Annotated in this window: 19 protein-coding genes; 13 read left to right on the forward strand and 6 right to left on the reverse strand. The window is 60.3% G+C overall.

Features of this window, described 5'->3' with window-relative positions:
* Positions 1-479: 479 nt before the first annotated feature.
* The 4 genes from ACMUVN_RS04110 to ACMUVN_RS04125 all read left to right on the forward strand — a co-directional run bounded on the left by ACMUVN_RS04110 (position 480) and on the right by ACMUVN_RS04125 (position 6,814).
* Positions 480-1,925, forward strand: coding sequence for an MFS transporter (locus tag ACMUVN_RS04110; protein WP_132573293.1), 1,446 nt, complete (start codon positions 480-482; stop codon positions 1,923-1,925).
* 279 nt (positions 1,926-2,204) lie between these two features.
* Positions 2,205-3,269, forward strand: a complete 1,065-nt coding sequence (locus ACMUVN_RS04115; RefSeq protein WP_132572137.1) for a sensor histidine kinase — start codon at positions 2,205-2,207, stop codon at positions 3,267-3,269.
* 390 nt (positions 3,270-3,659) lie between these two features.
* Positions 3,660-4,868, forward strand: coding sequence for an alpha/beta hydrolase (locus tag ACMUVN_RS04120; protein ID WP_127430341.1), 1,209 nt, complete (start codon positions 3,660-3,662; stop codon positions 4,866-4,868).
* A gap of 11 nt (positions 4,869-4,879) precedes the next feature.
* Positions 4,880-6,814 carry a mechanosensitive ion channel family protein gene (locus tag ACMUVN_RS04125; protein ID WP_414814887.1) on the forward strand — a complete coding sequence of 645 codons (1,935 nt, stop codon included), beginning with the start codon at positions 4,880-4,882 and terminating at the stop codon, positions 6,812-6,814.
* A gap of 28 nt (positions 6,815-6,842) precedes the next feature.
* On the opposite strand, the gene ACMUVN_RS04130 is transcribed toward ACMUVN_RS04125, so the two are convergent.
* Positions 6,843-7,202, reverse strand: a complete 360-nt coding sequence (locus tag ACMUVN_RS04130) for a hypothetical protein (protein WP_132572131.1) — start codon at positions 7,200-7,202, stop codon at positions 6,843-6,845.
* 78 nt (positions 7,203-7,280) lie between these two features.
* Positions 7,281-7,925, reverse strand: a complete 645-nt coding sequence (locus ACMUVN_RS04135) for a helix-turn-helix domain-containing protein (protein WP_028757836.1) — start codon at positions 7,923-7,925, stop codon at positions 7,281-7,283.
* A gap of 157 nt (positions 7,926-8,082) precedes the next feature.
* Here ACMUVN_RS04135 and ACMUVN_RS04140 point away from each other — a divergent pair, with 157 nt between their 5' ends.
* On the forward strand, positions 8,083-9,042 hold the full coding sequence (locus ACMUVN_RS04140) for a membrane protein (protein WP_028755965.1): 960 nt from the start codon (positions 8,083-8,085) through the stop codon (positions 9,040-9,042).
* A 63-nt stretch (positions 9,043-9,105) separates the two neighbouring features.
* Here the strand turns inward: ACMUVN_RS04140 and ACMUVN_RS04145 are convergent, their stop codons facing one another.
* The 3 genes from ACMUVN_RS04145 to ACMUVN_RS04155 all read right to left on the reverse strand — a co-directional run bounded on the left by ACMUVN_RS04145 (position 9,106) and on the right by ACMUVN_RS04155 (position 12,861).
* Positions 9,106-10,887: a hypothetical protein gene (locus tag ACMUVN_RS04145; RefSeq protein ID WP_183907443.1), complete on the reverse strand. Its 1,782-nt coding sequence runs from the start codon at positions 10,885-10,887 to the stop codon at positions 9,106-9,108.
* Between the two features lie 92 nt (positions 10,888-10,979).
* A complete protein-coding gene (locus ACMUVN_RS04150) occupies positions 10,980-11,648 on the reverse strand; it encodes a response regulator (protein ID WP_132572125.1) in 669 nt (222 codons plus the stop codon).
* On the reverse strand, positions 11,614-12,861 hold the full coding sequence (locus ACMUVN_RS04155) for a sensor histidine kinase (protein ID WP_414814888.1): 1,248 nt from the start codon (positions 12,859-12,861) through the stop codon (positions 11,614-11,616). Before ACMUVN_RS04155 ends, ACMUVN_RS04150 begins: the two co-directional genes overlap by 35 nt.
* Before the next feature lie 440 nt (positions 12,862-13,301).
* Between ACMUVN_RS04155 and ACMUVN_RS04160 the strand changes: the two genes are divergently transcribed.
* The 4 genes from ACMUVN_RS04160 to arcC all read left to right on the forward strand — a co-directional run bounded on the left by ACMUVN_RS04160 (position 13,302) and on the right by arcC (position 16,867).
* Entirely contained in the window at positions 13,302-13,508 is a 207-nt protein-coding gene (locus tag ACMUVN_RS04160) for a hypothetical protein (protein WP_028755968.1), read from the forward strand.
* 147 nt (positions 13,509-13,655) lie between these two features.
* A complete protein-coding gene (arcA, locus tag ACMUVN_RS04165) occupies positions 13,656-14,885 on the forward strand; it encodes an arginine deiminase (protein WP_047611664.1) in 1,230 nt (409 codons plus the stop codon).
* 37 nt (positions 14,886-14,922) lie between these two features.
* Entirely contained in the window at positions 14,923-15,927 is a 1,005-nt protein-coding gene (locus ACMUVN_RS04170) for an ornithine carbamoyltransferase (protein ID WP_028755964.1), read from the forward strand.
* A 1-nt stretch (position 15,928) separates the two neighbouring features.
* On the forward strand, positions 15,929-16,867 hold the full coding sequence (gene arcC / locus ACMUVN_RS04175) for a carbamate kinase (RefSeq protein ID WP_028755963.1): 939 nt from the start codon (positions 15,929-15,931) through the stop codon (positions 16,865-16,867).
* Between the two features lie 12 nt (positions 16,868-16,879).
* On the opposite strand, the gene ACMUVN_RS04180 is transcribed toward arcC, so the two are convergent.
* Positions 16,880-18,250, reverse strand: a complete 1,371-nt coding sequence (locus tag ACMUVN_RS04180) for an amino acid permease (RefSeq protein ID WP_132572119.1) — start codon at positions 18,248-18,250, stop codon at positions 16,880-16,882.
* A gap of 256 nt (positions 18,251-18,506) precedes the next feature.
* Here ACMUVN_RS04180 and ACMUVN_RS04185 point away from each other — a divergent pair, with 256 nt between their 5' ends.
* The 4 genes from ACMUVN_RS04185 to speC all read left to right on the forward strand — a co-directional run bounded on the left by ACMUVN_RS04185 (position 18,507) and on the right by speC (position 24,779).
* Entirely contained in the window at positions 18,507-18,866 is a 360-nt protein-coding gene (locus ACMUVN_RS04185; protein WP_244604781.1) for a hypothetical protein, read from the forward strand.
* A gap of 200 nt (positions 18,867-19,066) precedes the next feature.
* Positions 19,067-19,993 (forward strand): cation transporter, encoded by a 927-nt coding sequence (locus ACMUVN_RS04190; protein ID WP_132573291.1) that lies wholly within the window; start codon positions 19,067-19,069, stop codon positions 19,991-19,993.
* A 164-nt stretch (positions 19,994-20,157) separates the two neighbouring features.
* Entirely contained in the window at positions 20,158-22,419 is a 2,262-nt protein-coding gene (locus ACMUVN_RS04195) for an Orn/Lys/Arg decarboxylase N-terminal domain-containing protein (protein WP_028757845.1), read from the forward strand.
* Complete coding sequence (speC, locus tag ACMUVN_RS04200) at positions 22,416-24,779, forward strand: ornithine decarboxylase (protein ID WP_132572113.1); 2,364 nt, start codon at positions 22,416-22,418, stop codon at positions 24,777-24,779. Before ACMUVN_RS04195 ends, speC begins: the two co-directional genes overlap by 4 nt.
* The last annotated feature ends 17 nt before the right edge of the window (positions 24,780-24,796 follow it).

The raw sequence follows: 24,796 nt of genomic DNA on the forward strand, positions 1-24,796 counted from the left end.
CATGTTTAGCAATATGTTTAGTGAAAACTATTTTTATAAACATTGCAAGCGGCAATCGTTGCTGCAGTGCACAGCTGTCGCGCCCACCCGACAGCGACTTTCTGGGCGCAATCTTTTCCGCGAAATCGGGAAATTTCTCCGCAAGCGTACCAAAGCAGCGACATCTGGCCTCGCTGCGACATCGATCGCCCGATATGGATTGTGCGCCGCTCCTGTTTTTCCCCGGAGCGGATCAGGCTTGGCCTCGCTTCGGCGGGGCCTTTTTCTTGAATCCTTTCTGGGGATCGATGTCGGCCGCCGTCCGGCCCTATCGGGAATATTCCTGCGCAGTGCGAGATTTAGCCTTTCCGGCCGGCTGCAACGGGCGTATTCAGCCAGTGCGCGGCTTTCCATGTCCGCGCGCCTCCGCGCGACAGCTCTCCGATCGGCTTCCTTCCCGTTTCCCTGCCGCGTCATCCGGAATTTTCATTGGCAGATCGATGACCACGGCAGAGACGAGCGAGAACGGGCAAGAGGCGGCGAGCAGCCGCCAGGCGAAAATCGTGGCGCTGGTCGTTGCCGTTTCCTTCTTCATGCAGATCCTCGACGGCACGATCGTCACCACCTCGCTGCCGCAGATGGCGGCAAGCTTCGGCGTGCAGCCGGTGTCGATGAGCATCGGCATCACCGTCTACATGCTGACGATGGCCGCTTTCATTCCGCTGTCGGGCTGGCTCGGCGATCGGTTCGGCGCGCGCCGTATCTTCCTGATGTCGATTGCCGTTTTTACCGGCGCCTCGCTGTTCTGCGGGCTCTCCGGCAGCCTTGCGGAATTCGTGCTGTGGCGCGCCGTCCAGGGGGCGGGCAGTGCGCTGATGACGCCGGTCGGGCGCATCATCGTGCTCAAGAATGCCCGCAAGTCGGAACTGGTGCAGGCGATCGCGCTGATCACCTGGCCGGCGCTGACGGCGCCGGTGATCGGCCCGGTGCTCGGCGGCTTCATCACCACCTATGCCAGTTGGCACTGGAACTTCCTCATCAACATCCCGATCGGCATTCTCGGCATGGCGCTGGTGCTACGCTTCGTGCCGGAGCAGCGCGAGAGCAATCCCGGCCGGCTGGATCTGGTGGGCTTCGTCCTCAGCGCTGCGGGACTGACCTTCCTGCTTGCCGCGTTGGAGCTTTCGGTCAAACGGGACGGCGGTCTCTTGCCGATCATTTCAATGCTGGCGGCGGGCATCGTGCTTTCGGTCATGGCGACTCGGCATTTTCTCGCCGTCGACAATCCACTGCTCGACCTTTCGGCCTTCCGCATCCAGACCTTTTCGATGTCGACGCTGTCGGCGGGCACGGCCTGCCGGATGGCCATCAACGCGACGCCGTTCCTACTGCCTCTGCTGTTCCAGCTCGGCTTCGGACTGAGCTCGATTGCCGCCGGCACCTATCTGCTCGTCTATTTCCTCGGCAATTTCAGCATGAAGGCGGTGACGACGCCGCTGCTGCGGTTCTTCGGCTTCCGCACCGTGCTCGGGGTCAATGGGTTGATCGCGGCGCTTTCGATTGTCGGCTGCGGCTTCCTTTCGCCGGCGACGCCGCCGTTTTTCATCCATGCGCTACTTTTTCTCGCCGGCCTGTCGCGGTCGATGGAATTCACCGCGCTGAACACGCTGGCTTTTGCCGATATCGGCCCGGCGCAGCGAAGCTCGGCCTCGACGCTGTCGAGCATGCTGCAGCAGGTGTCGATGCTGCTCGGCGTGGCGGTGGCGGCGGCCGTGCTCAATATCGCCTCGGCGCTCAGGGGCGCCGACAATCCCGTTCTTGCCGATTTTCGCTGGGCTTTCGTCGTGGTCGGCGCGATCGGCATCGTCTCGTCGCTACGCTTCCTGCAATTGCCGGTGGAGGCGGGGGCCGAAGTATCCGGCCATCGGAAATTCCAGAAAAATTAGCTTGGCCTGCGGAACCAATCGGGCCACTCGGCGTTTATGGATCTTACTTCAGGGTTCTCGTTTCCCAACCTCTTTCATCGGCTTCCATGGGATCTTCCCCAGGCCAGGGTCATGATCTGAAAATGCCGGCTGCCCGACATCCTTCTTCCGCGTCGCCTGCGACAAGAGCGAGGGATAACCGCTGTTTACCCCAGGCGGTCAATGCAATACGACATTGCCATGCGGACGACTCGGACGCTTGCGGGCGTTCGTCGCTCAGAGAGAACGCCGGGAGACGGAATGAGCAATTCTAGCGGCGATGCGGATGCCCTGATCCACATCCTCTATATCGACGACGACGAGGAGCTTGCCCTGCTGATGCAGAAGAACCTGCTCCGGCGCGGCTTTTCGGTGGAGTGGGCTGAGAATGGCGCTGCCGGCCTTGCGAGACTCGGCGAAGGCGGTATCGATGCCGTCGTGCTCGATCATGTCCTGGCTGACGAGACCGGCCTCGACATTTTGCCCTGCATTACGGCGATGCCGGATCATCCGCCGGTCATCTATGCGACGGGTTCGGACGATACCAGCATCGCGGTTGCGGCGCTGAAGGCCGGCGCCGATGACTACATGCTCAAGGAGATCTCAGCCGATTATTTCGACCTGCTGGCCGCTGCCCTCGAACAGGCGCTGGAGCGGGCGCGTTTTCGCCGCGAAACAGCGCAGGCTCAGGAGGTGATCCGCCAGCAGCGCGACCTTGCCGAGATGCTGCTTACCGAAGTCAACCACCGGATCGCCAACAGCCTCGGCCTGGTCGGCGCGCTAATCCGCATGCAGTCTTCGATGACCAAGGACCAGGTGGCGATCGATGCGCTGCATGAAACGCAGATGCGCATCAACGCCATCGCCAGCGTGCACCGCCGGCTCTACACCAACCGGCAGGTCGGCTCGGTGCAGGTCGACGAATATCTGAACAGCCTGCTCACCGAACTCGAAGCCTCGATGCGCGACGACAAGCGGCCACACCGCATCGTGCTCACTGCTGAGCCGGTCAACCTGGCGACCGACAAGGTGATCACGCTCGGGCTGATCGTCAGCGAGCTTGTCACCAATGCCTTCAAATATGCCTATCCGGATAGCGTGCCGGGCGAGATCCGCGTCCTCGTCGACCAAACGGACGAGACATTGCGCGTCATCGTCGAGGATGACGGCGCCGGTTTCGACCCGTCGAGCCCGGCCAGAGGAACCGGCCTCGGCACGCGCATTCTGACGGCCATGGCCGCGAGTTTGAAATCGGATTTCGCTTATGATCCCGGGCATGACGGCACCAAGGCGACATTGGTGTTTTCGTTGCATGAGGGGAAGTAGGGTTTGTGCAGCCTAAAGGCTTGCCGGCCGATCTTTTCTTGAAATGTTGTGCGCCCTGAAGCAGCTCCAGAGCTCCAGAGCGCGATGATCTGTTTACGGTCGACCCGCGGCGGGCTCGGGAAGAAGTCTGCCCCGCAGCAGCCAGATCGTGCCGGACACGATCTTCCGGTCGGATAGCCGTAAGCTATGCTATATCCGACACCTGTCGCCAAAGCCTGCTTTCTTTCGCTGCGCTCGGACGGCCTGTGCGGGACGTGACTCCTATCCATGCCTGCGCAACGATCGCTTTCAAAGCATACAGATATTACGTGATGCTACAGGCGCCGCTGCGACCCAGCTGCTAGTATTCCGGCTCCGAAGCCTCCTCCTGGGCGATTGCTGGATGCGTGAATGGCAAAGCGTAGCGTGGCTCTTTTTCTTCTTCTAACGAGTTGCGGGCATCCGGGCGGCGTGATGACACCCGTTTCAATTTCATCGACGCCGCCAACATCAAGGGTCGACATGCTGGTTGCGACCACGCGCGAGCCTTCCGGAAGCCCGGCCACACTCTTCAACGGCGAGCGCAGTTCCAAGCCACATCTGACCCAGATCTCCATTTCAATCCCGGCAAAGCGTGAAGCCGGCACGGTTCAGTGGCCTAAACGCCTTCCCCCCGATCCCGCCACCGACTTTGCCGTGACGAACGTTCAGCAGATCGACACCGTCGCGCAAGGCCGCGTCTGGTTCCGACAGCACGTGAACGGCGGGCATGCACTCGTCTTCATTCATGGCTTCAACAACACCTATGAGGATTCCGTCTTCCGGCTGGCGCAGATCGTGCACGACAGCAAGATGCAGGCGACGCCCGTCCTGTTCACCTGGCCGTCACGAGCGGAAATCACTGCCTACCAGTACGACAAGGAAAGTACGAACTATTCGCGCACGGCGCTGGAGCAGGCGCTTCGCACGCTGGCGGCCGATCCCAACGTCAAGGACATCACCGTCATGGCCCACTCTATGGGGACCTGGCTTGCCATGGAATCCCTGCGGCAGATGGGGATACGTGACGGTCACGTCAATTCGAAAATCCACAATGTCATCCTGGCCTCGCCCGACATCGACATTCAGGTCTTCGCCAAACAATATGTGGAGATGGGCGAACCGCGCCCGAAATTCACGATCTTCGTCTCCCAGGATGACAAGGCTCTTGCAGTCTCCAGCTTTCTCACCGGACGTGTATCCCGTCTCGGTGCGATCAACCCTGCTGAAGAGCCCTACCGCTCGAAACTGGAAAAGGCCGGCATCACCGCCATCGATCTGACGAAGGTGAAGACCAACGACAAGCTCAATCACGGCAAATTTGCGGAAAGTCCCGAGATTGTCCAACTCATCGGCCAGCGCCTTATGACCGGCCAGACCCTTACCGATTCCAAGATCACGCTGGGCCAGGGCATTACAGCTGTCGTCGGCGGCACGGTGGCAAATATCGGCACTGTAGCGGCCACCGCCGTCGCGGCGCCGGTTGCGATCATCGAGCAGCCCGTCACGCGGAGGAGGCCGCCACGATCCGCCAACGAGACGCTCGACGGTGACCTGAAACAACAGACGCTGACGCAATGAGGAGTCTCAGGTTGAAATGGCTGCTTTCCTTCACCGCCGCCTTTTTCTTCGCATTGAGCGCTTTGGCGCAAACGCCACCGGTAAGCCCTCAGCAGAAGATCGACGAACTCGTGCGCCTGCTGCAGGATCCCGAGGTGAAAGTCTGGCTCGATAGCCGCAAGCAGGAGAGCGGATCCGCGCCATCCGTTTCACCGGCCGGCCATTCGGCCTTGGCCAGGTGGGAGGCCGGCGTGCGGGGGCGTGTGAACGCGATTCTGGCGGCGATCCCGGCGATTCCGGCAGAGGTGACGGCGGCGGCAACGAGAGCAAGGCGCGAAGCTGCCGACAGAGGCTATGCGCCGGTATTCGTCATATTCGGCGGTCTGGTCGCCTTTGGTCTCGCCGCCGAGGCGGTGTATCGCAGGTTCGCCGCACGTCGCGAGGCATTGTTTGGCCGGCTTATCCCAGTCGGCATATTCGCCGGCGCGATGGGCATCGTCTTTTTCGCGGTCGAATGGCCGCCGCTCGCGCGAGTGACGCTCCTTGCCTATCTCTCGGCTTTCATCCTGTTTCGATTGGCGGCTGCACTCCTGTCCGCGGTAGCGATGGGCTCGTCGCTGCGGATGAGGCTATTGATCCTGTTCGGGCTCATCAGCTTTGCGAGCGCGACAGCAGCCGTCGGCGAGCCGCTCGGCGTTTCCCCTGAAGCCAGCGACGCAATCAGCTACTGCTTCTCCGTGATTGGGCTGCTTTTTGCCATCGAGGCCGTGTGGTCGATCTGGGAAGGAAGCCGCGCCTGGAAGGCGGCGCTAACGGCTTTCCTCGTCGTCCTGTGGCTCGTCTGGTGCCTCAATATGAAGGGCCTGTTCTGGATCGGCATCTACGCGCTGATATTGCCGGCGGTCCTGAATGCCGTCGGCCGCATGGCGCTGTCCTTCACCAGCGATCCCGGCAGCCTGCGCGGTATCCTGGTCGCCCGCGGTGCGCGCGCCGCAGTTATCGCGCTCGCCGTGGGATGGCTGGCGCTTGTCTGGCGTCTCAATCCAGACACGCTGGGTCGGCGCGACCCGATGATCGCGGCTCTGTTTTACGGCGGCCTGAAGAGCGTCCTGATCCTCGTGGTCGCCGACCTTCTTTGGCAAGTGGCGCGGGGCTGGATCGATCGAACGCTGCGTGTATCGACCAGCACGACATCGCTTGCGCCGGCCGACGCAGCCCGACGCGCGCGGTTTCGGACACTTCTCCCGATACTTCGCAATGCATTGGCCGTTGCTGTCGCGGTCATGGCGGGGCTGATCGTGCTGGCGCAATTGGGTGTGCAGATCGGACCGCTGATCGCCGGAGCGGGCATCTTCGGGGTCGCCATCGGTTTCGGCTCGCAGACTTTGGTCAAAGACGTGATCAACGGTGTCTTCTACATGCTCGACGACGCCTTCCGTGTGGGTGAATACATCCAGGCCAAGGACTACAAGGGGACGGTGGAGAGCTTCAGCCTGCGCTCGGTGCGTTTGCGCCATCATCGCGGCCCGGTGTTCACGGTGCCGTTCAGCGAATTGGGTGCCGTCGAGAACATGAGCCGGGACTGGGTGATCGACAAGTTCAGGATCACCGTCGGATTCGATACCGACATAGACAAGGCGCGCAAGCTGACCAAGAAGGTCGGAGCCGATCTGATGGAAGATCCGGAACTCTGCCAACACTTCATCGAGCCGCTGAAAATGAAGGGCGTCGAGCAGTTCGGTGACTACGGCATCGTGTTGAGCTTCGCCATGACCACGGTTCCGGGCATGCAGACCTATATCCGCCGCAAGGCCTATGCCAAGATTCGCGAGCTGTTCCTGGCAAACGGCATCGCATTCGCGCAGCCAACGGTGCAAGTCGGAGGCGACGACAAGGGCGGCGGCGCGGCGGCCGCTCAAGCGATCCTTGCGAAGCAGGCGGCAAACGCGGCGACGCCGGCAAAGTGACCTCGCCGGCCAAGGCAAGTGCAAGGCTCTAAGGTTTCAGATCATAGGCCTGCTGCGACGCACGAAGCTCCACCAGCGTCTTGCCGACACAGCTGCCGCCGCCGGCACCGCCGATCGCCTTTGCCTGTCCATCGAGCGTGATCGTGCCGGCGATCCGGTCGGATGCGACATAGGTCGCCACGCCGTCTTGCGAGACACGCGATATGTAAAAGGCATGGTAGGTCTCGTTGTACTTGCAATGGATGACCAACGGAAACTGAGAGAAGGGATCATCCTCGGCATGGACGGCGTGCAGTGGAAAAACTGCCGCCAGAGCCGGGGCGGCGATCAGGCCGGCAAGGACTCTTTTGGTCAATGTGTTCGATTTTCGGCGGGACGCATGTGTCATGGTTCAATCCCTCTATCGTGGCCTGCAGCGCCGCGCGTGTCGTCAGATCCGCAAAGGACGCTGTCACACTCTGCATTGCTAAATCGTCAAGGCGACGAGCGCATCGCGATCGAGAAGCCGTACAATCCGTTGTGATTTGCCGGCAAGACGAAGGATGCGTTTCTCCCGGAGCTTCGTAAAAGAGCGGGCAACCGTTTCGACCGTCAGCCCGAGATAGTCGGCAATATCGCTGCGAGACATCATCATATCGAATTCCGGATCCTCGGGATGGCGGTCGGCCATCTCCTGAACGAAGGCTGCAAGGCGCTTCAAGGCGCTTTGCTCGCTGATGATGAGTTGTTTGCATTGCGCCTTTGCCAGGTTCGTCAGGGCAATGTGCAAAAGATCGATGGGGACGACCGCGTCCTGATTGGTGCGAAACGGCCTTACGCGCGTTTCGCAAATGGCCTCTGCAAAATCGGTCCGGACATTCCCGTTTTCGAGCCCGAACCATTCGCCCTTGCCGCAGAAGGATAGGATATGCCGCTGGCCGCTCGACGTCAGGCGGTAAATCCGCACGGCGCCTGCTTCGACCTGGTAGATGGCAAGGGCATATTCGCCTTCGCTGTAGATCGTTTCGTCGGCGCTGAGTTTGATCGACTGATCTTTGGCTGTCGCGGAAACCGTTCCATGGTGGTGGCCGGGAACCGTTGTGTATTTTCCGATCGCGTGACCCTGGAACATGTGCGTCGTCCCCCATCCGCGTTCAGCATAAGCAATCGCTGCGTGCCTCGGTATTCGAGATACCCCTTACGTATTGCTACGGAAGCACGCGACCGCCGATGGGTGTATAATGCTTCCACCCCTTGAGAGTGATACGGCGGTATCGCGGGAGGTCTAGATGGCACCGGAAGAGGGAGGGGGCAGCCAGGCACGTCAAGATACCGAAAGCGTTCGCGCGCAGCTTGATCGTATACTCGCAAGCCCGGAATTTCTTGCGCCTGAACGCGGGCGCCGCTTCCTGCAATATATTGTGGAAGAGACGCTTGAAGGCCACGCCGGACAGCTCAAGGCTTTTACGATTGCACAGGCCGTGTTCGGCCGCGATGCCTCCTTCGATGCACAGAACGATCCGGTTGTCCGTATCGAAGCCGGGCGGATCCGTCGCGCCCTTGAACGATACTATCTCGTCTGCGGAAGCAGCGACCCGATACAAATCACCATTCCCAAAGGGGGCTATGCTCCACATTTTTCAAGCGATGAAGACACCTCGAACGTCGAGGCCGCCGATGCGCCAAATCGGGAGAACAGGCACCGCCATCCCGGGCATCAGCGATCGATGCGATATCGCGATCTTCTCCTGCCGATCGGCATTCCCGCGCTCTTCGGCGCAATGGCGGTACTCGCCCTCATCCGCCCGCTCGAATCCTACCTGTCGCCGCCGAAAACGCCGCCGGCTGCCGTCTCGACGTTGAAAAGCAAAACCAGGATTGTTGTCGAACCCTTCGCAGCCCTCGGCGGTACTGCGCGCGGCGCGGATTTTGCCAAGGGGCTGGCCGATCAGCTGATCGCCAAGCTCATGAAAGTGGACAACCTCGTCGTGCTTGCTCCCGATCGATCCGGGATGGAGACGACCGGCTCGCTGTTCAATCTGCAGGGAAGCATCCTTGTCGAGGGCACAGTCCTGCATCTGCATGTCCGCCTGATCAACGGCGCCGACGGCACGGTCGTCTGGGCAAATCAATATGATCGCGAGTTGCGCGATCAAACCATTCTCGATGTCGAGGACGAAATTGCCGCTCAAATCGTTATGGAAATTTCAAGCAACCAGAAACTGAGCGGCGCAGATCCGATTCCATAGCCGCATAGCAAGCGACCGCCTTCCCATCGCCGGCGGGACCGTCCACCCGGATCGTTCGTGCCATTATCCTCCCGATGGCAGGTCGACGGCCACCCCTGCGGCGCGCAGGCCGGCAAAGAACCTTTCCTGATCCGCCGGGCGCTGCAAGCGCAGCGAAACCTCCTGGCGGATGTTCGTCATCAATGCCGGCGCGTGGGACTGGAGCCAATCCTGCTCCAACTTGGCGTCCTCCATCTTCCCCGCGGCTCCGAGAATGGACAGCAAGGCAAGGCGGCGCATGGGGTTGCCGTCGAGATCCGATATTCGCGACCATTGTTCTGCCGCTTCGATATCGCCTCTCATAAATGCGCACATCGCCATACCCGCCTCGTAATAGCCACTGGGGCCGGCATTTTTGTCAAGCGCGATCGATATCAACTCGCAACCCGATTGCCATTTGCCCGACATCGCCAATCGCAAGCCGTACTCGCCCGCAACTTCCACATCGTCGGGATCTGCGCCATAGGCCGCCGTCCCGGCCGCCAGCGCCTTGTCGATATCTCCACGGAAGAAGTTCACCAGCATAACGGCGCGAAGCACGCGGGGATTATCCGGCGCCAGCGATTCCGCCCGCTGCGCCGAAGCCGTTGCCAATTCGAGGGGCTTGGCCGAAGATGGTGTGCCGAGCCTGTAGCGAAATCTGATTTCGTCAAGATAGACCAGGGACAAGAGCGCCCATGACGTCGCATTATCGGGGGTGCGCCGGATAGCCTGTTGCAGGCACTCGCGCACCGCGCCATGACTTTGCGAAGTCATCGCCTGGAGATAGCTATAGTAGGCCGGGATACAGGCACGGGCATCCTGGTCTGCCTTCTGCGCCGCCTGCGCGATCATGGCTGTTTCGGCCTGAAAGATGGCGCCGTGGGGCTGCGCTATCGCACCGGCGATTTGCCGGGCAACATTTGTTTGAATCCAGAGCTTGTTCTGAGCGCGAAGATCGGCATCGAAATTATTGGCCCAGATGACGGCCCCGTCTGCCCGACGCACCAGCCTGGCAACGGAGCGCAACCGGCTTCCATCCGTCTGGACGTTGCCCTGAAGCGCGTAGTCGGCAGCAGCGGCATGATCACCCGGCGGCGGATCGGCGACCACGACGATGTCTTCGAGCTGGGCAAGCTGGCCGATAACATCGTCTCTCAGGCCGCGGGCGATATCCGAATTGGAATCGACGGAGTTGCTCTCTGCAAAAACCTCGACAGCTACCGTCGGCGGGGAGGTATGTTTATGCGTCGGTAATGGTCTGATCGGGGCACTTCCCGCCACAAGAAATGCCGATGCAAGGGCGAGAAGAAGAAGAATGGCCAGCAGACCGGTTCCGAGGCCACGAGCAATCGGCGGCGGACGGCGCGCCTCATGAGGTGAATGATCTTGATCAGCAAATTCTCCGATCCGCGGATTTTCCGGGTCTTTTTCGGGCCGAGCCGGCATTGGCGCGTCGCGGGTATATTCGAAATGCGGCACGTATCCGCCTTTCGGCACCGTAATAATGACGTCATCCGCCTGGCCTGCGACGAGATAATAACGTTCCAGGGCCTTTCGTATTCGGCCCGCCTCGATCCTGACGACTGGATCATTCTGCGGGTCGAATGACGCTTCCCGACCAAAAACCATATTTGCGATGGTAAATGCCTTCAGGAAACCTGATCGACCAGCGAGCGTCTCGCTGACAACAAATTCCAAAAAATTTCGCCCGCGCTTCGGCGCGTGAAATTCTTCACTTGCGAGAATTCGCTCGACTTGCCGGCAGATTTCCTCAGCCGTCGGTCCAAGACTGCTGAATACATCGATCTTTGTTGCGTTTCTCATGATCGCCCCTACGACAAGATCACGCAATTATATAAGCGTCTTCTAAAGCATCATATCTGAGGAGCGTCCAGTTGCAAGCACCGCTTTTCGAATTATCGCGCGCAGGCTGGCCAGGTGTTGGCCGGTGAGATCCGTCCGGTTTCGGTCGACTGCTCGACCGCGTCGATGGCGATGGCCATGCGCATGAGCTCTGCAAGATTGCGAGCTCCCATCTTGGCCATGACATTGGCGCGGTGGACCTCCACCGTGCGCGAGCTGATGCCGAGATGATAGGCGATCATCTTGTTCTGCAGACCATCGAGCACGCCGATCAGAACCTGATGTTCGCGGTCCGTGAGCTGACGAACTCGTGCCGCGACGCTTTCGGAATCGGCGATTGCGCTGCCTGGACGCCTTTGTCCCATAGCCAGATTGATCGCCGCGATCAGTGCTTCCTCCCTGAGAGGCTTTTCGAGGAAATCCGACGCTCCCGCCTTCATCGCCTGAACGGCTGCAGCGATATCGCCCTGGCCGGTAATGACGATCGCCGGAACGTCTACGCCGAACCGGCGCAGACGTTGGAGCAATTCGATGCCGTTGACATCAGGCATGCGCAGATCCGTCACAAGGCAGTTTCGGCCCGAAAGCGGCAGAATATCCAGAAATGCTTTTGCGCAACTATGTGCTCGCACGGCAAACCCTGCCGATACCAGCAAGAATGTCAAAGATCGTCTCAATACCTCCTCGTCATCGACGAGATGGATCGTAAGGTCGTTCGTCATCGATTTCTGTCTCCACCAGCGGAAGCGAGAACGAGAAGACTGAACCATTCTCTGTTCTTCTACGCGCGCCTATTCGGCCTCCATGCGCCTCGACAATGCGCTTGGACAATGCCAAGCCCATGCCAAGGCCATGCGGCTTGCCGGTCACGAAAGGACGAAACAACGACTCTTCCATTTCGGCTGCAATCCCGCAGCCATTGTCGGACACGTCGACAATGACATACGAGGAATTGTCTTTTGTCCGGATCGTAATCAAGGGCTGCTCGACACACTCGGTCGCCTCCAAGGCGTTGCGAACGAGGTTCGTGAGCACTTGCACGATCTGAACGCGGTTTCCAAGGATGGTGTTCTTCACTGCTTCGAGCCGAAAGTCGGTGTGAAGGTCTTTTCGCCGCGACCCAATGAGTGCGATCCTTGTCGCCCTATGGATCAGTTCGTGCATCGCCTCCGGTTTCCTCTCGGAAGCGCCACGCTCGACGAATTCTCTCACGTTCTGGACGATACTTCCTGCCCAGAGCGCTTGCTGCGTAATTTCCAGCAGCGCTTCGTGAAGCTCTTCACCGCGCCGGCGACGCTTGCCCATGACAAGGCGCCCGCACCCCTCTGAATAGGCCGCGATAGACGACAGCGGCTGGGAAAGCTCATGGGCAAGAGTGGACGCCATCTCCCCCAGCTCAGTCATTCTTGCAAGCCGGGCAATCTCTTGCTGCAGCTCCTGAACTTGCTGCAAGGTCTCGCGTTCGGTTCGAAAGTCCTCAAAAATCGCCGCAGTGAAGACGCCTTTTTCATCATCCTTCCTGATAATGGTAAGTGCGGTCGGAAATTGAACTCCGCTCTTGGTGATCGCCAGACCGGCACGCACCGCCCCGTGGTCTGCCCAGCGCCCATTCAATCGAACATTCGGCGTCGGATGCCAGACGAGGCCGATCTTTCGGCCCATCAATTCACGCTCTTCATAACCGAACATGGCAACCGCAGCCTTGTTGCAGCCGGAAATTCTATGGCGGCCATCGATAAAAAACACGGCGTCCGGCATGTGTTCGTGGAGTTGCCGGATCCAGTCCATCCGCAGCCCGTCGTTTCCTTCGCGCAAGGCGCGCACCGGCTCGTGAGACACCACCTGCGACGTCCCGGATCGGACTTGTCCTGCGACGACTGCGACGGTGGAACTGGCTTCGGCGACGACGCGCGGCGGCGCCATCTTGATGGACATGATGGTCTCCTCCGTCCATTGAGAAGTCTTGGCCCATGGACCGTCTTTCCTCCAGAATGAGGTCACAATACCACCATTGGGCGGGTAATCCGTGTAGTATCGCGTAGCCTCTATTGGTCTTGCTCCGCGAACCTTCGGCGCAAACCCATAGCGCGTCGTCCGACTTCGTCACCATTGATCCGGCTCAATGCCTCCGTCTCATTGTTCCACTATGGTGAGAAACAGCGGGCAAGTGGCCGGGCCGCCCGTGGGCGGGCGAGCCGCAAGGAATATCGGCGATCGAGCGATGGCCAAAGCTCGTCGGATCTATTTCCGCAGACAAGACCCACACTTGCCGGCTGATCGCCGGTCAGGCCAAAACCTGCCGGTTGGATGATTGGTGTGCCGGAATGACAACCTCGTGTCCGGTTGACCCGGTGGATCGTCGGGAGGGTTTGGTAATGTGGCGATTGCCAGTCGAAGCTCCATTCGAACAAGATATAGAGCTCGCCGTCATCGACGACGAAGGCGTGCATGCCCTGGTTTTCCCCTGCCAGCGTCTCCCCGACGGCTGGATCAATGCGGTGACCGGCGACGCGCTCGACATTCATCCCACCCATTGGCGCCTATGGCAAATCCATCGCTGCGATGTTCCGGGTCTTCAATGACCTCTCGCCCCAAAGCAGCGGAAGGACCGCAACATACTGTGCCGTGGATTGTCTGCGATCAATGACACGACCGATCGGGCCGAAATAGTCTGCTTTTCGAAGGACGGCCGACGCGGCCGCGATCTGGAAAGCCGGAAGGAGGACCACATGCGTGGTTTCGGGGTTCACTCGGAGGTCGGGAAATTGAGAACCGTCATGGTTTGCAGACCGTCGTTGGCTCATCAGCGACTGACACCTGCTAACTGCCATGATCTGCTTTTTGACGATGTCCTATGGGTACATGAGGCTCAGAAAGATCATTTTGATTTTGTGCTGAAGATGCAGGAACGGGGCGTTGAAGTTCTCGAGCTCCACGACTTGCTCGGCCAGGCGCTTGCCAACAAACAGGCGCGCGATTTCGTATTGGACCGGCGCATTACTCCGAATGTGCTCGGCTCGCAGATCGCCGAGGCAATGCGACCGTGGCTTGACGAAATGCCCCCCACGCAGCTTGCCGCATTCATGATCGGCGGCATCGCAATCTCCGACCTGCCTGAGGTCAAGGCGAAGTCGCTGATGCTCAGCGCCTTGCCGGAGACGGATTTCGTCATCCCGCCGATTCCGAACACCCTGTTCCAGCGCGACCCCTCTTGCTGGATCTACGGCGGCGTGACCTGCAACCCGATGTTCTGGCCGGCAAGACGCGCCGAAACGCTGATCCAGCGTGCGATCTACAAGTTTCATCCGATCTTCCTCGGCGGTGATTTCCAGATCTGGTGGGGCGATTCAGACAATCAGTTCGCCAACGCCTCGATGGAGGGAGGCGACGTCATGCCGATCGGCAACGGCACCGTCCTGATCGGCATGGGCGAGCGTACGACCTATCAGGCCGTCGGTCAGGTGGCGCAGGCGCTGTTCAGGAGCAAGGCCGCGAAGAGGGTGATCGGCTGCCTGATGCCGAAGAGCCGTGCGGCAATGCACCTGGATACCGTTTTCAGCTTTTGCGATCGCGATGTCGTCACGCTGTTTGCCGAGGTCGTCGACCAGGTCCGCTGCTACAGCATGTATCCGAAAGACGACGACGGCACATTCGAGATTCATCCTGAAACTCGACCAATGCTCGATGTCGTCAGCGAGGCGCTCGACTTGCCGCGATTGCGCACCGTCGAAACCGGCGGCAATTCCTACCAGGCCGAGCGCGAACAATGGGATGACGGCAACAATGTCGTCGCGCTCGAGCCCGGCGTCGTCATCGCCTACGACCGCAACACCTACACGAATACGCTTCTGCGGAAGGCGGGGATCGAGGTCGTCACCATTCGCGGCGCCGAACTCGGCCGTGGCCGCGGTGGCGGGCACTGCATGACATGTCCCATCTGGCGCGACCCCGCTTACTGACGTTTCCATCCACGAAACAGGCTGACGGAGCAAGACCATGAGCTTCAATCTGCGCAATCGATCGCTTCTGACCGTGCAGGACTATACACCGCGGGAATTCCGTTACCTCCTCGATCTCGCCCGCGATCTGAAGCGGGCCAAATATGCCCGCACCGAGCAGGAACACCTGAAAGGCAAGGAGATCTGCCTGATTTTCGAGAAAACCTCGACGCGAACGAGGTGCGCCTTCGAAGTCGCCTGCTCGGATCAGGGCGCCAACGTCACCTATCTCGATCCGTCCGGCTCGCAGATCGGGCATAAGGAATCCTTCAAGGATACGGCGCGAGTGCTCGGCCGCATGTATGATGCCATCGAATATCGCGGCTCGGCGCAGAAGGGCGTTGAGACGCTGGCACGTTACGCCGGCGTGCCCGTCTATAACGGCCTGACGGACGAATATCATCCGACGCAGATGATTGCCGACGTCATGACCATGCGCGAACATAGCGACAAACCGGTCGCCCAGATCAAATATGCCTATGTCGGCGACACCCGCTCGAACATGGGGCATTCGCTGTTGATCGTCGGCTGCCTGCTCGGCATGGACGTGCGTATCTGCGGCCCGAGATCGCTGTGGCCTTCGGAAGAATATATGAAGATCGCCAGGGATCTTCAGCAGGCCTCGGGCGCGCGCCTGCTGGTCACCGAAGATCCGAAGGAGGCGGTCAAAGACGTCGATTTCATTCATACGGACGTCTGGGTCTCGATGGGCGAGCCGAAGGAGGTCTGGCGCGAACGCATCAAGCTGCTCACGCCCTATCAGGTCAATCAGGAACTGATGAAGGCGACCGGCAATCCGCAGACCAAGTTCATGCATTGCCTGCCGGCATTCCACGACACCGAAACCACGCTCGGCAAACAGATCGCCGAAGATTACGGCATGGACAATGGACTTGAAGTTACCAACGACGTCTTCGAGTCCGAGGCCAATGTCGCCTTCGAGCAGGCGGAGAACCGTCTGCACACGATCAAGGCCCTGCTTGTCGCGACCCTGGGAGATTGACATGCGTGTGGTGATTGCGCTTGGCGGCAATGCGCTTCTGCGGCGTGGGGAAGCCATGACCGCCGATACCCAGAGACGGAACGCGCGCGTCGCGGCTGAGGCGATCGCGCCATTGGCGGCCGAACATGAGATCGTCGTCACCCACGGCAACGGGCCGCAGGTGGGGCTGCTTGCGCTGCAGGGGGCGGCCTACAAACCCGAGGAAGCCTATCCGCTCGATGTTCTCGGCGCCGAGACCGAGGGCATGATCGGTTACATGCTGGAACAGGAACTCGGCAATCTCTTGCCGTTCGAGCAACCTTTGGCCACGCTGCTGACCATGGTGGAGGTCGATGCCGCCGATCCGGGCTTCCAGAACCCCACGAAGTTCGTCGGCCCCGTCTATGAGAAAGCCGAGGCTGACCGGATCGCCAAGGAAAAGGGCTGGGTTTTCAAGCAGGATGGCGAAAAATGGCGGCGTGTCGTCGCCTCGCCGGCGCCCAAACGCATCTTCGAGATCCGCCCGGTCCGATGGCTGCTGGAACAGCGCACCATCGTCATCTGTGCGGGTGGCGGCGGCATTCCGACAATGTACGAAAAGGGCCACGACCGGAAGCTGATCGGTGTCGAAGCGGTGATCGACAAGGATCTGTGCTCGGAGCTGCTGGCGCGCGAGCTCCGAGCCGATCTCCTGATCATGGCGACGGATGCCGAGGCCGTCTACACCGATTGGGGCAAGCCGTCCCAGAAGGCGATCCATCAGGCCCGTCCCGACGATTTCAAGCAGTTTTCCTTCCCGGCCGGGTCGATGGGCCCGAAAATCGATGCCGCCTGCCATTTTGCGCGGGCCGGTGGCAAGACCGCGGCCATCGGATCGCTTGCCGACATTGCGGGAATGGTGCGCGGCGAACGCGGAACGATCATCAATGAAAATTTTGCCGGCCTGAGCTGGCACAGCTGACCGCCCGATCTTTCAAGCAAACTTATCCTGAGAGGGCAGGGGGCGCGGTATCGCGCCCCCTGCTGCCGTCTCCTTGTCTGTGGCGCCAGTCGCATTTCGTTTTTGCCAGACATAGACCGGGATGCCGAGCATCAACAGCACGAGGCCGTATAGCACCGGTTCGGCGCCGGAGCCGTAGAGGGTGAAGATTGCAAAGACGAAGGCGATGATCTCGATTGCGCTCACCCGTGGCATTCGCCCATGGGCGGCACCAGCAACGAGGGTTCCGGCAAGCGAGCAGAAGGCATAGGGAATGACGGCGGCCATGGTGCTCAGACCGACCATGAGCCGGTAGGCCGCCGCGAAACCTTCGGAGCCGATCGCCTGGACAAGCACCAAAAGCGTTGCGAACGAGGCTGAGATGATCATGCCCCATGCCGGCACGCCGCGCGCGGAGAGCCGCGCAAAAAGCGGCGGAAACAGCCCGTCCCGGGCAGCAGCCATCGGGACTTGCCCCATCAGCAGAGTCCAGCCGTTGAGAGCGCCGATCGAGGAGAGCAGCACGGCAATCGAGATCGCCAGCTCGCCGGGCCGTCCCCACATGATCCCCGCGGCCTGGGAGAATGGCGCAACCGAGCGAACGAGCTGTTCGCGCGGCAGGAGGCCCATCACGACAATGGTGCCCAGGACATAGAGGGCGGCGGCGATCGAGATCCCAAGCACGGTCGAACGGGGGATGGTGCGCTCGGCATTCTCGACATCGCCTGCAGGCACGGTCGCCGATTCCAGCCCCAGATAGGCAAACATCGTCAGCGGCGCCAGCGTTGCGACCGACTGCAGCAGCGATTGTCCGCTCGGATTGAATTCGGAGAAATGCGAGGTGTCGATGAAGAGAAGGCCGATGATGGCGACGGCGCCGAAGGGAAGCAGCTTGGCATAGGTGGTGACCTGCGCGAAGACACCCGCCGCATGGACGCCGCGAAGATTGACGAGCACGATCGCCCAGATCACGCCAAGCGTCAGCACGGTCGCGGCGAAGCGGTTGCCGAGAGCAGGGAAGAGATCGACCATGACGCCGGCAAAGGCAATGGCGATGACCGGCAGCGACGTCCAGATGGAAATCCAGTAGCCCCAGGCAATCAGGAAGCCGGCGAAATCGCCATAGGCGAGCCTCGTATATGCATAGGGGCCGCCGACAGCGGGCACGAGGCGCGCCAGGCGCGCAAAGGTGAGGCCGAGGCAGATCGCGCCGGCGCCCATGACGATCCAGACGATAATCGCAAGGTTGCCATAGGGCGCGACTGCGGCCGGCGAAAGATAAAAGCCCGACCCCACCATGTTTCCCACCACGATGGCGGTGCAGGCAGCAAGTCCGAGGCTCTTGCCATTTGGCGACGTTGTCATGGTCCCCTCCCGATAAACATCCTTTCCGACGCCGATATCGCCTCGGACATCTGTTCCCGGACGCAATCTTCCTCCCAAAGAACAGATGCCGCAATCCGGTTCAATGCGTAGTGGGCGACGGTCTGAAAGCATCAGAAAATATGCGGGCCATCGGCAATGTACCTGCTTGAACAGCATTGATCGTACTCAATGCTTGGCGTCGGTGCATGAGCTATCTTCGACACCGAACGTCATTTAGTTCTCGGGAGTAAGAGCGATGAAGATGGCCATGATCATTGGACTTGCCGTATTCACTGCCGCCGCCGGAATTGCTCCGGTCGAGGCCCAGCAGAATCGACGCGAATATCGGAGAATGAACTGGAGCGAAAATCTGCCCGAGGCGGTGAGAACCTATCACGACAGACGATTCACGATCGTTAGCTACAGGATGGCGGATTTTTCGGAGACAGGTTCTCACCCTAAGCAGGGAAGTGAAGAACATGTCAAAGCCATCAGAGACGCAATTCGCGCGAACAAATGGCTTGCGGCCCAGCTCAAGGCCAAGAAGCTTACCGCGAACGACATCGAATGGGTCTCGCGGGCGCGCAACGGCAATATGACCTTCTATACAAAATGAGCGGCATTTGTGCCGGGTAAATTTCAGGCTGGGGCAGCCGCGCGGCCTTCCCTGCGCGCCCACCGCATGATTGGCTGGTTGCCATGGCGCGGCTGCGGCCGGCAATGAAAAAAGCGGGCCCATTCCGTCTCACACCTCGTCTCACCTTCACGACCAGCATAAAACGATTGGAACGAAAGGTGTCGGAGGCGGGGACAATGATGTTAGGCGAGCAGGGATTTCTCAGGATCTCGATCGCGGCGACGGTTGTGGTCGCTACGCTCGGCGTGGTTTTCGGCATCCTTTCCGGATCGTTCTCCATCGCCTTCGACGGCGTTTATTCGCTGGCCGATGCGGCGATGACCGGACTTGCGCTCTGGGTTTCCAGCCTCATCATACAATCGACCCAGAGCGACGCGCAGTCGGGCAGAATCCGAAACCGCTTTACCATGGGCTTCTGGCATCTGGAGCCCATCGTGCTGATGCTCAATGGCTGCCTGCTGATGACGGTCGCCGTCTATGCACTGATCAGCGCGATCATCAGCATCCTGAACGGCGGCCACGAACTGCAATTCGGCATGGCGGTCGCCTATTCCGCGGCGACCCTATTTGTCTGCGCTGCCATGGCTTTCCTAGGCATCAGGCTGAATGCCGGCATCAAATCCGATTTCATCTCGCTCGACATCAAGGCGTGGATCATGTCCGGCGGCATCGCGTTAGCGCTGCTGATTGCATTTCTGATCGGCATGGCTGTGCAGGCGACGCCCGTCGCATGGGTCGCCAGCTATATGGATCCCGCGGTTCTGGCGCTGGTCTGCCTAGTCATGATCCCGCTTCCGATCGGCACTGTCCGGAAGGCGTTGAGCGAGATCCTGCTGATCGCCCCTGTCGATCTCCAGGAGCATGTCGACCGCGTCGCCTCGGAAACGGTTCGCCGCCTCGGCTTCCTTTCGCACCGCGCCTATGTCGCCCGGGTCGGCCGCGCAATGCAGATCGAACTCTACTTCATCGTACCGGAAGGGCTTCCGGCAAAGACGGTAGAGGAATGGGACGCACTCCGCGACGAGATAGGGGCCTCGATCGGAGACGAGAGCGCCAATCGCTGGCTGACGATCGCCTTCACGGCCGACGCGGAATGGGCGGAATAGGCGGAATAGGCGACGTCAGCGTTCCCATCGATATCGAAATCCTTTGCCTCAGGTTGATTGCAATCAACGACGGTGCATCACCCGTCATGTACGATCCCTCCAGCTGAGATACGCGTCGCTGCAGAGCGGCCACGGCCTTTGACCCTCGGTTTCCGGAGGAACGCATGGAATTCCAGATGGCATTTCCGATAGCCGTTATCGACGAAGACTTTGATGGCAAGAGCGCCGCAGGACGCGGCATGCGCGATCTGGCGGCCGCAATCGAAAAGGAAGGCTTCCGGATCGTCTCCGGCGTTTCCTACGAGGATGCGCGGCGCCTCGTGCATATCTTCAACACCGAATCCTGCTGGCTGGTATCCGTCGACGGGAGCGAGGACAAGACCACGCGCTGGCAGCTGTTGGGAGAGGTATTGGCCGCCAAGCGGCAGAGGAACGACCGCCTGCCGATTTTCCTCTTCGGCGACGAAACGACCGCGGAAGACGTCCCGGCCGGGGTGCTTCGCCACGCCAACGCCTTCTTCCGGCTGTTCGAGGATACGGCGGAATTCATGGCGCGCGCCATAGCGCAGGCTGCGCGCAACTATCTCGACCGGCTGCCGCCGCCGATGTTCAAGGCGCTGATGGACTACACCCTCGAGGGCGCCTATTCCTGGCATACGCCCGGCCATGGGGGTGGTGTCGCTTTCCGCAAGAGCCCCGTCGGCCAGCTCTTCTATACTTTCTTCGGTGAAAACACGCTGCGATCCGATATCTCCGTATCGGTCGGCAGCGTTGGTTCGCTGCTGGATCACGTCGGGCCGATCGCCGAGGGCGAGCGCAATGCCGCACGCATCTTCGGCACCGACGAGACCCTATTTGTGGTCGGCGGCACGTCGACGGCAAACAAGATCGTATGGCATGGCATGGTGGGGCGCGGCGATCTGGTGCTGTGCGACCGCAACTGCCACAAGTCGATCCTGCACTCGCTAATCATGACGGGCGCAACTCCCATCTATCTCACGCCGTCGCGCAACGGGCTCGGCATCATCGGCCCGATCTCGAAGGATCAGTTCACCCCGGAATCGATTGCTCGCAAGATTGCCGCAAGCCCCTTTGCCGGGCAGACGAGCGGCAAGGTCCGGTTGATGGTTATCACCAACTCGACCTATGACGGGCTGTGCTACAATGTCGATGCGATCAAGGCATCGCTCGGCGACGCAGTCGAAGTGCTGCATTTCGACGAGGCCTGGTACGCCTATGCCAATTTCCACGAATTCTACGATGGCTTCCACGGGATTTCGTCTACGAAGCCGGCGCGTTCGAAAACCGCCATCACTTTTGCCACGCAATCGACGCACAAGCTTCTGGCCGCGTTCTCGCAGGCCTCGATGATCCACATCCAGCATGCCGAGACCACGCGGCTCGACGTCACCCGCTTCAACGAAGCCTTCATGATGCACACCTCCACCTCGCCGCAATACGGCATCATCGCCTCCTGCGATGTCGCCGCAGCGATGATGGAGCAACCGGCGGGACGCGCGCTCGTCCAGGAGATGATCGACGAGGCGATCAGCTTCCGCCGGGCGATGAACACGATGAGGCAACAGACGGAAGGCAGCTGGTGGTTTGACGTCTGGGAGCCGACGGTCGCCGAGCAGACGCCGACCGATATCCATGCCGACTGGGTTCTGAAGCCGGATGATGCCTGGCATGGGTTTACCGGCCTTGCCGAAAACCACGTCATGGTCGACCCGATCAAAGTCACCATTCTGTCGCCGGGCCTGTCGGCAAGCGGAGCGATGGACGAGCATGGGATACCGGCGGCCGTCATCACCAAGTTCCTGTCCTCCCGACGCATAGAAATCGAAAAGACCGGCCTCTATTCCTTCCTGGTGCTTTTCTCGATGGGCATCACGCGCGGCAAGTGGAGCACGCTCGTCACCGAGCTCCTGAATTTCAAGGATCTCTATGACGCCAATGCGCCATTGACCCGCGCGCTGCCGGCACTCGCTGCATCCCATCCGGAAGCCTATGGCGGCATGGGGCTCAAAGACCTCTGCGAACAGATCCATGCGATCTACCGCAAGGACGATGTGCCGAAGGCGCAGCGCGAGATGTACACCGTCTTGCCCGAAATGGCGTTGCGTCCCGCCGACGCCTATGACCGGCTGGTCAAGGGGCGGATCGAGAGCGTCGAGATCGACAATCTCATGAACCGCATCCTCGCCGTGATGATCGTACCCTATCCGCCGGGTATCCCGCTGATCATGCCGGGCGAGCGGATCACCCAGTCGACGAAATCCATTCAGGACTATCTGCTTTACGCCCGTGATTTCGACCGGAAGTTCCCCGGTTTCGAGACGGATATCCACGGCCTTCGATTCTTGCCCGGTGACGGCGGTCGCCGCTATCTTGTCGATTGCATTGCAGAGGAGGGGCAGGAATGATCCCGCGCGATGTGAAGTCTCCGACGGTCGCCATACCGTTTCACAAGATGCTGAAGATCGTGGCCGTCATCGACCGCGACAATTCTCAGGCCCAGGAACTGGTGGCGCAGATCACCGCCCAGGGTTTCCAGGTGGAGCTGCGCCACGACTATTCCGCTGATGTATCTGAGGATGCTGACGTCGGCGCCTATATCGGCTCGGTCGAGGGCGGCAAGCTGCCGGCGGCACGTAACTTTCTTCGCTCGGTCAGGGATATCGGTTTTCGCACGCCGATCTGGGCAATGGCGGATACGCTGACGATTGCGGATATGGATGTCATCGAGATGGCCGGCGAGGTGGATGGCTTCGTCTATCTCGGCCAGCAGACGCCGACCTTCTATGCCAAGCAGATCGTTTCCAGCGCGGTCAATTACGGCAAGTCGCTGCTGCCGCCGTTTTTCGGCGGCATGATGGCCTATGACGGCGAGGCCAATATCGCCTTCGATTGCCCTGGACATCAGGGCGGCCAGTTCTATCGAAAATCACCGGCCGGCCAGCTCTTCTTCAAATATTTCGGCGAAAGCATTTTCCGCAACGATCTCTGCAATGCGGACGTCGATCTCGGCGACCTCCTGATCCATGAAGGCCCCGCCGTCGAAGCACAGAAGCAGGCTGCGCGCATCTTCGGCGCGGACCGCACCTACTTCATCCTGAACGGAACAAGCACCTCCAACAAGGTGGTCGCCAACGCGGTGCTGCGCAGCGGCGATCTCGTGCTCTTCGACCGCAACAATCACAAATCCCTGCATCAGGGCGCGCTGGTTCAGGCGGGCGCCATCCCGATCTATCTGCCGACCGCCCGCAATTCCTTCGGCATGATCGGCGCGGTCGACTGGGCGGCCTGGGACGAGAGCTGGCTGCGGCGAAAGATCGAGGAACATCCGCTTGTCACCGACAAGAGCCGCGCGCAGGCGGAGAGGCCTTTCCGCCTGGCCTGCATCCAGCTCGCGACTTATGACGGCACGATTTACAATGTCCGGCAGGTCATGGAGAAGATCGGTCATCTCTGCGACTACGTGCTCTGGGACGAGGCTTGGATCGGCTACAACGCCTTTCATCCGCTCTTCGAGGGCCACAGCCCGATGCGCCTGAAAGACCTGCGGGCGGACATGCCTGGCCTGTTCTCCACCCAATCCGTGCACAAGCAGGGCGCCGGCTTCTCGCAGGCATCGCAGATCCACAAGCGGGACGAACATATCAGCGGCCAGCGCCGGTTCGTCGAACACAAGCGTTTCAACGAATCGCTGCTGATGCATGTTTCGACCTCTCCCTTCTATCCGCTCTTCGCCTCGCTTGACGTCAACGCCAAGGTGCATGAGGGCAAGGCGGGCGAGATGCTCTGGGACCGCTGCATCGAACTGGGGATCGAGGTGCGCAAGAAGCTGCGCGGTTTCGTCGAGCACTACGAGTCCAAAGCCGCAGGCACGGAAGAGCAATGGTTCTTCGATCCCTTCGTGCCGGACAAGGTCACCATTTCGGGCTCAAAACATACCACCGACCTCGAAGCCGTACGGTGGGAAGATGTGTCCACGGATGTGCTCAAGCGCGAGCAGCAATGCTGGCGTTTCGATCCACAGGCGAAGTGGCACGGTTATGCCGGATATGCGCCTGATTACACGATGGTCGATCCGAACAAGCTTACGCTGCTGACGCCCGGCATCGACCGCAAGACCGGTGAATATCGCGAGTTCGGTATCCCGGCGACCGTCGTCGCCAACTATCTGCGCGAGCAGCGGGTCGTCGCCGAAAAATGCGACCTCAACAGCCTGCTTTTCCTGCTCACTCCAGCCGAAGACGAGAGCAAGCTGAACACGCTCGTCGCCAAACTCGTCAAGTTCAAGAATCTCTGGGATCGCGACGCGCCGCTGCAGGAGGTGCTGCCGACGGTCTTTGCGGCCAATCGCGAGCGTTATGCCGGCTATACGGTCCGCCAGGTCTGCCGCGAAATGCATACCTTTTATCGCGATGCCGGCGTCAAGGAATTGCAGCGTCTCTGCTTCCGCTCGGAGAGCTTCCCGGAGCCGGCCATCGCTCCCAAGCAGGCCTATGAAGCGCTGGTCGCCAACAATGTCGACTATGTGTCGTTGACGGAAGCCGCCGGCCGCATTTCGGCAACGCTGGCGCTGATCTATCCGCCCGGCATCGGCGTGATCGTGCCGGGAGAGCGCTGGGACGACCGAGCACGACCCATGCGCGACTATTTCCTCGCCTTCGAGGAATCCTTCAACCGGTTTCCGGGTTTCAACTACGAGGTCCAAGGCGTGTTCCAGGAGCGGGTCGAGGGGCGGATCAAATTCCACACATATGTCGTGCGCGAGTAGCGGCAGGAGGATTTCAT

The organism is Rhizobium sp. IY2, from assembly GCF_047532935.1.
In the GTDB taxonomy this organism is placed as follows: Bacteria; Pseudomonadota; Alphaproteobacteria; order Rhizobiales; family Rhizobiaceae; genus Rhizobium; species Rhizobium anhuiense.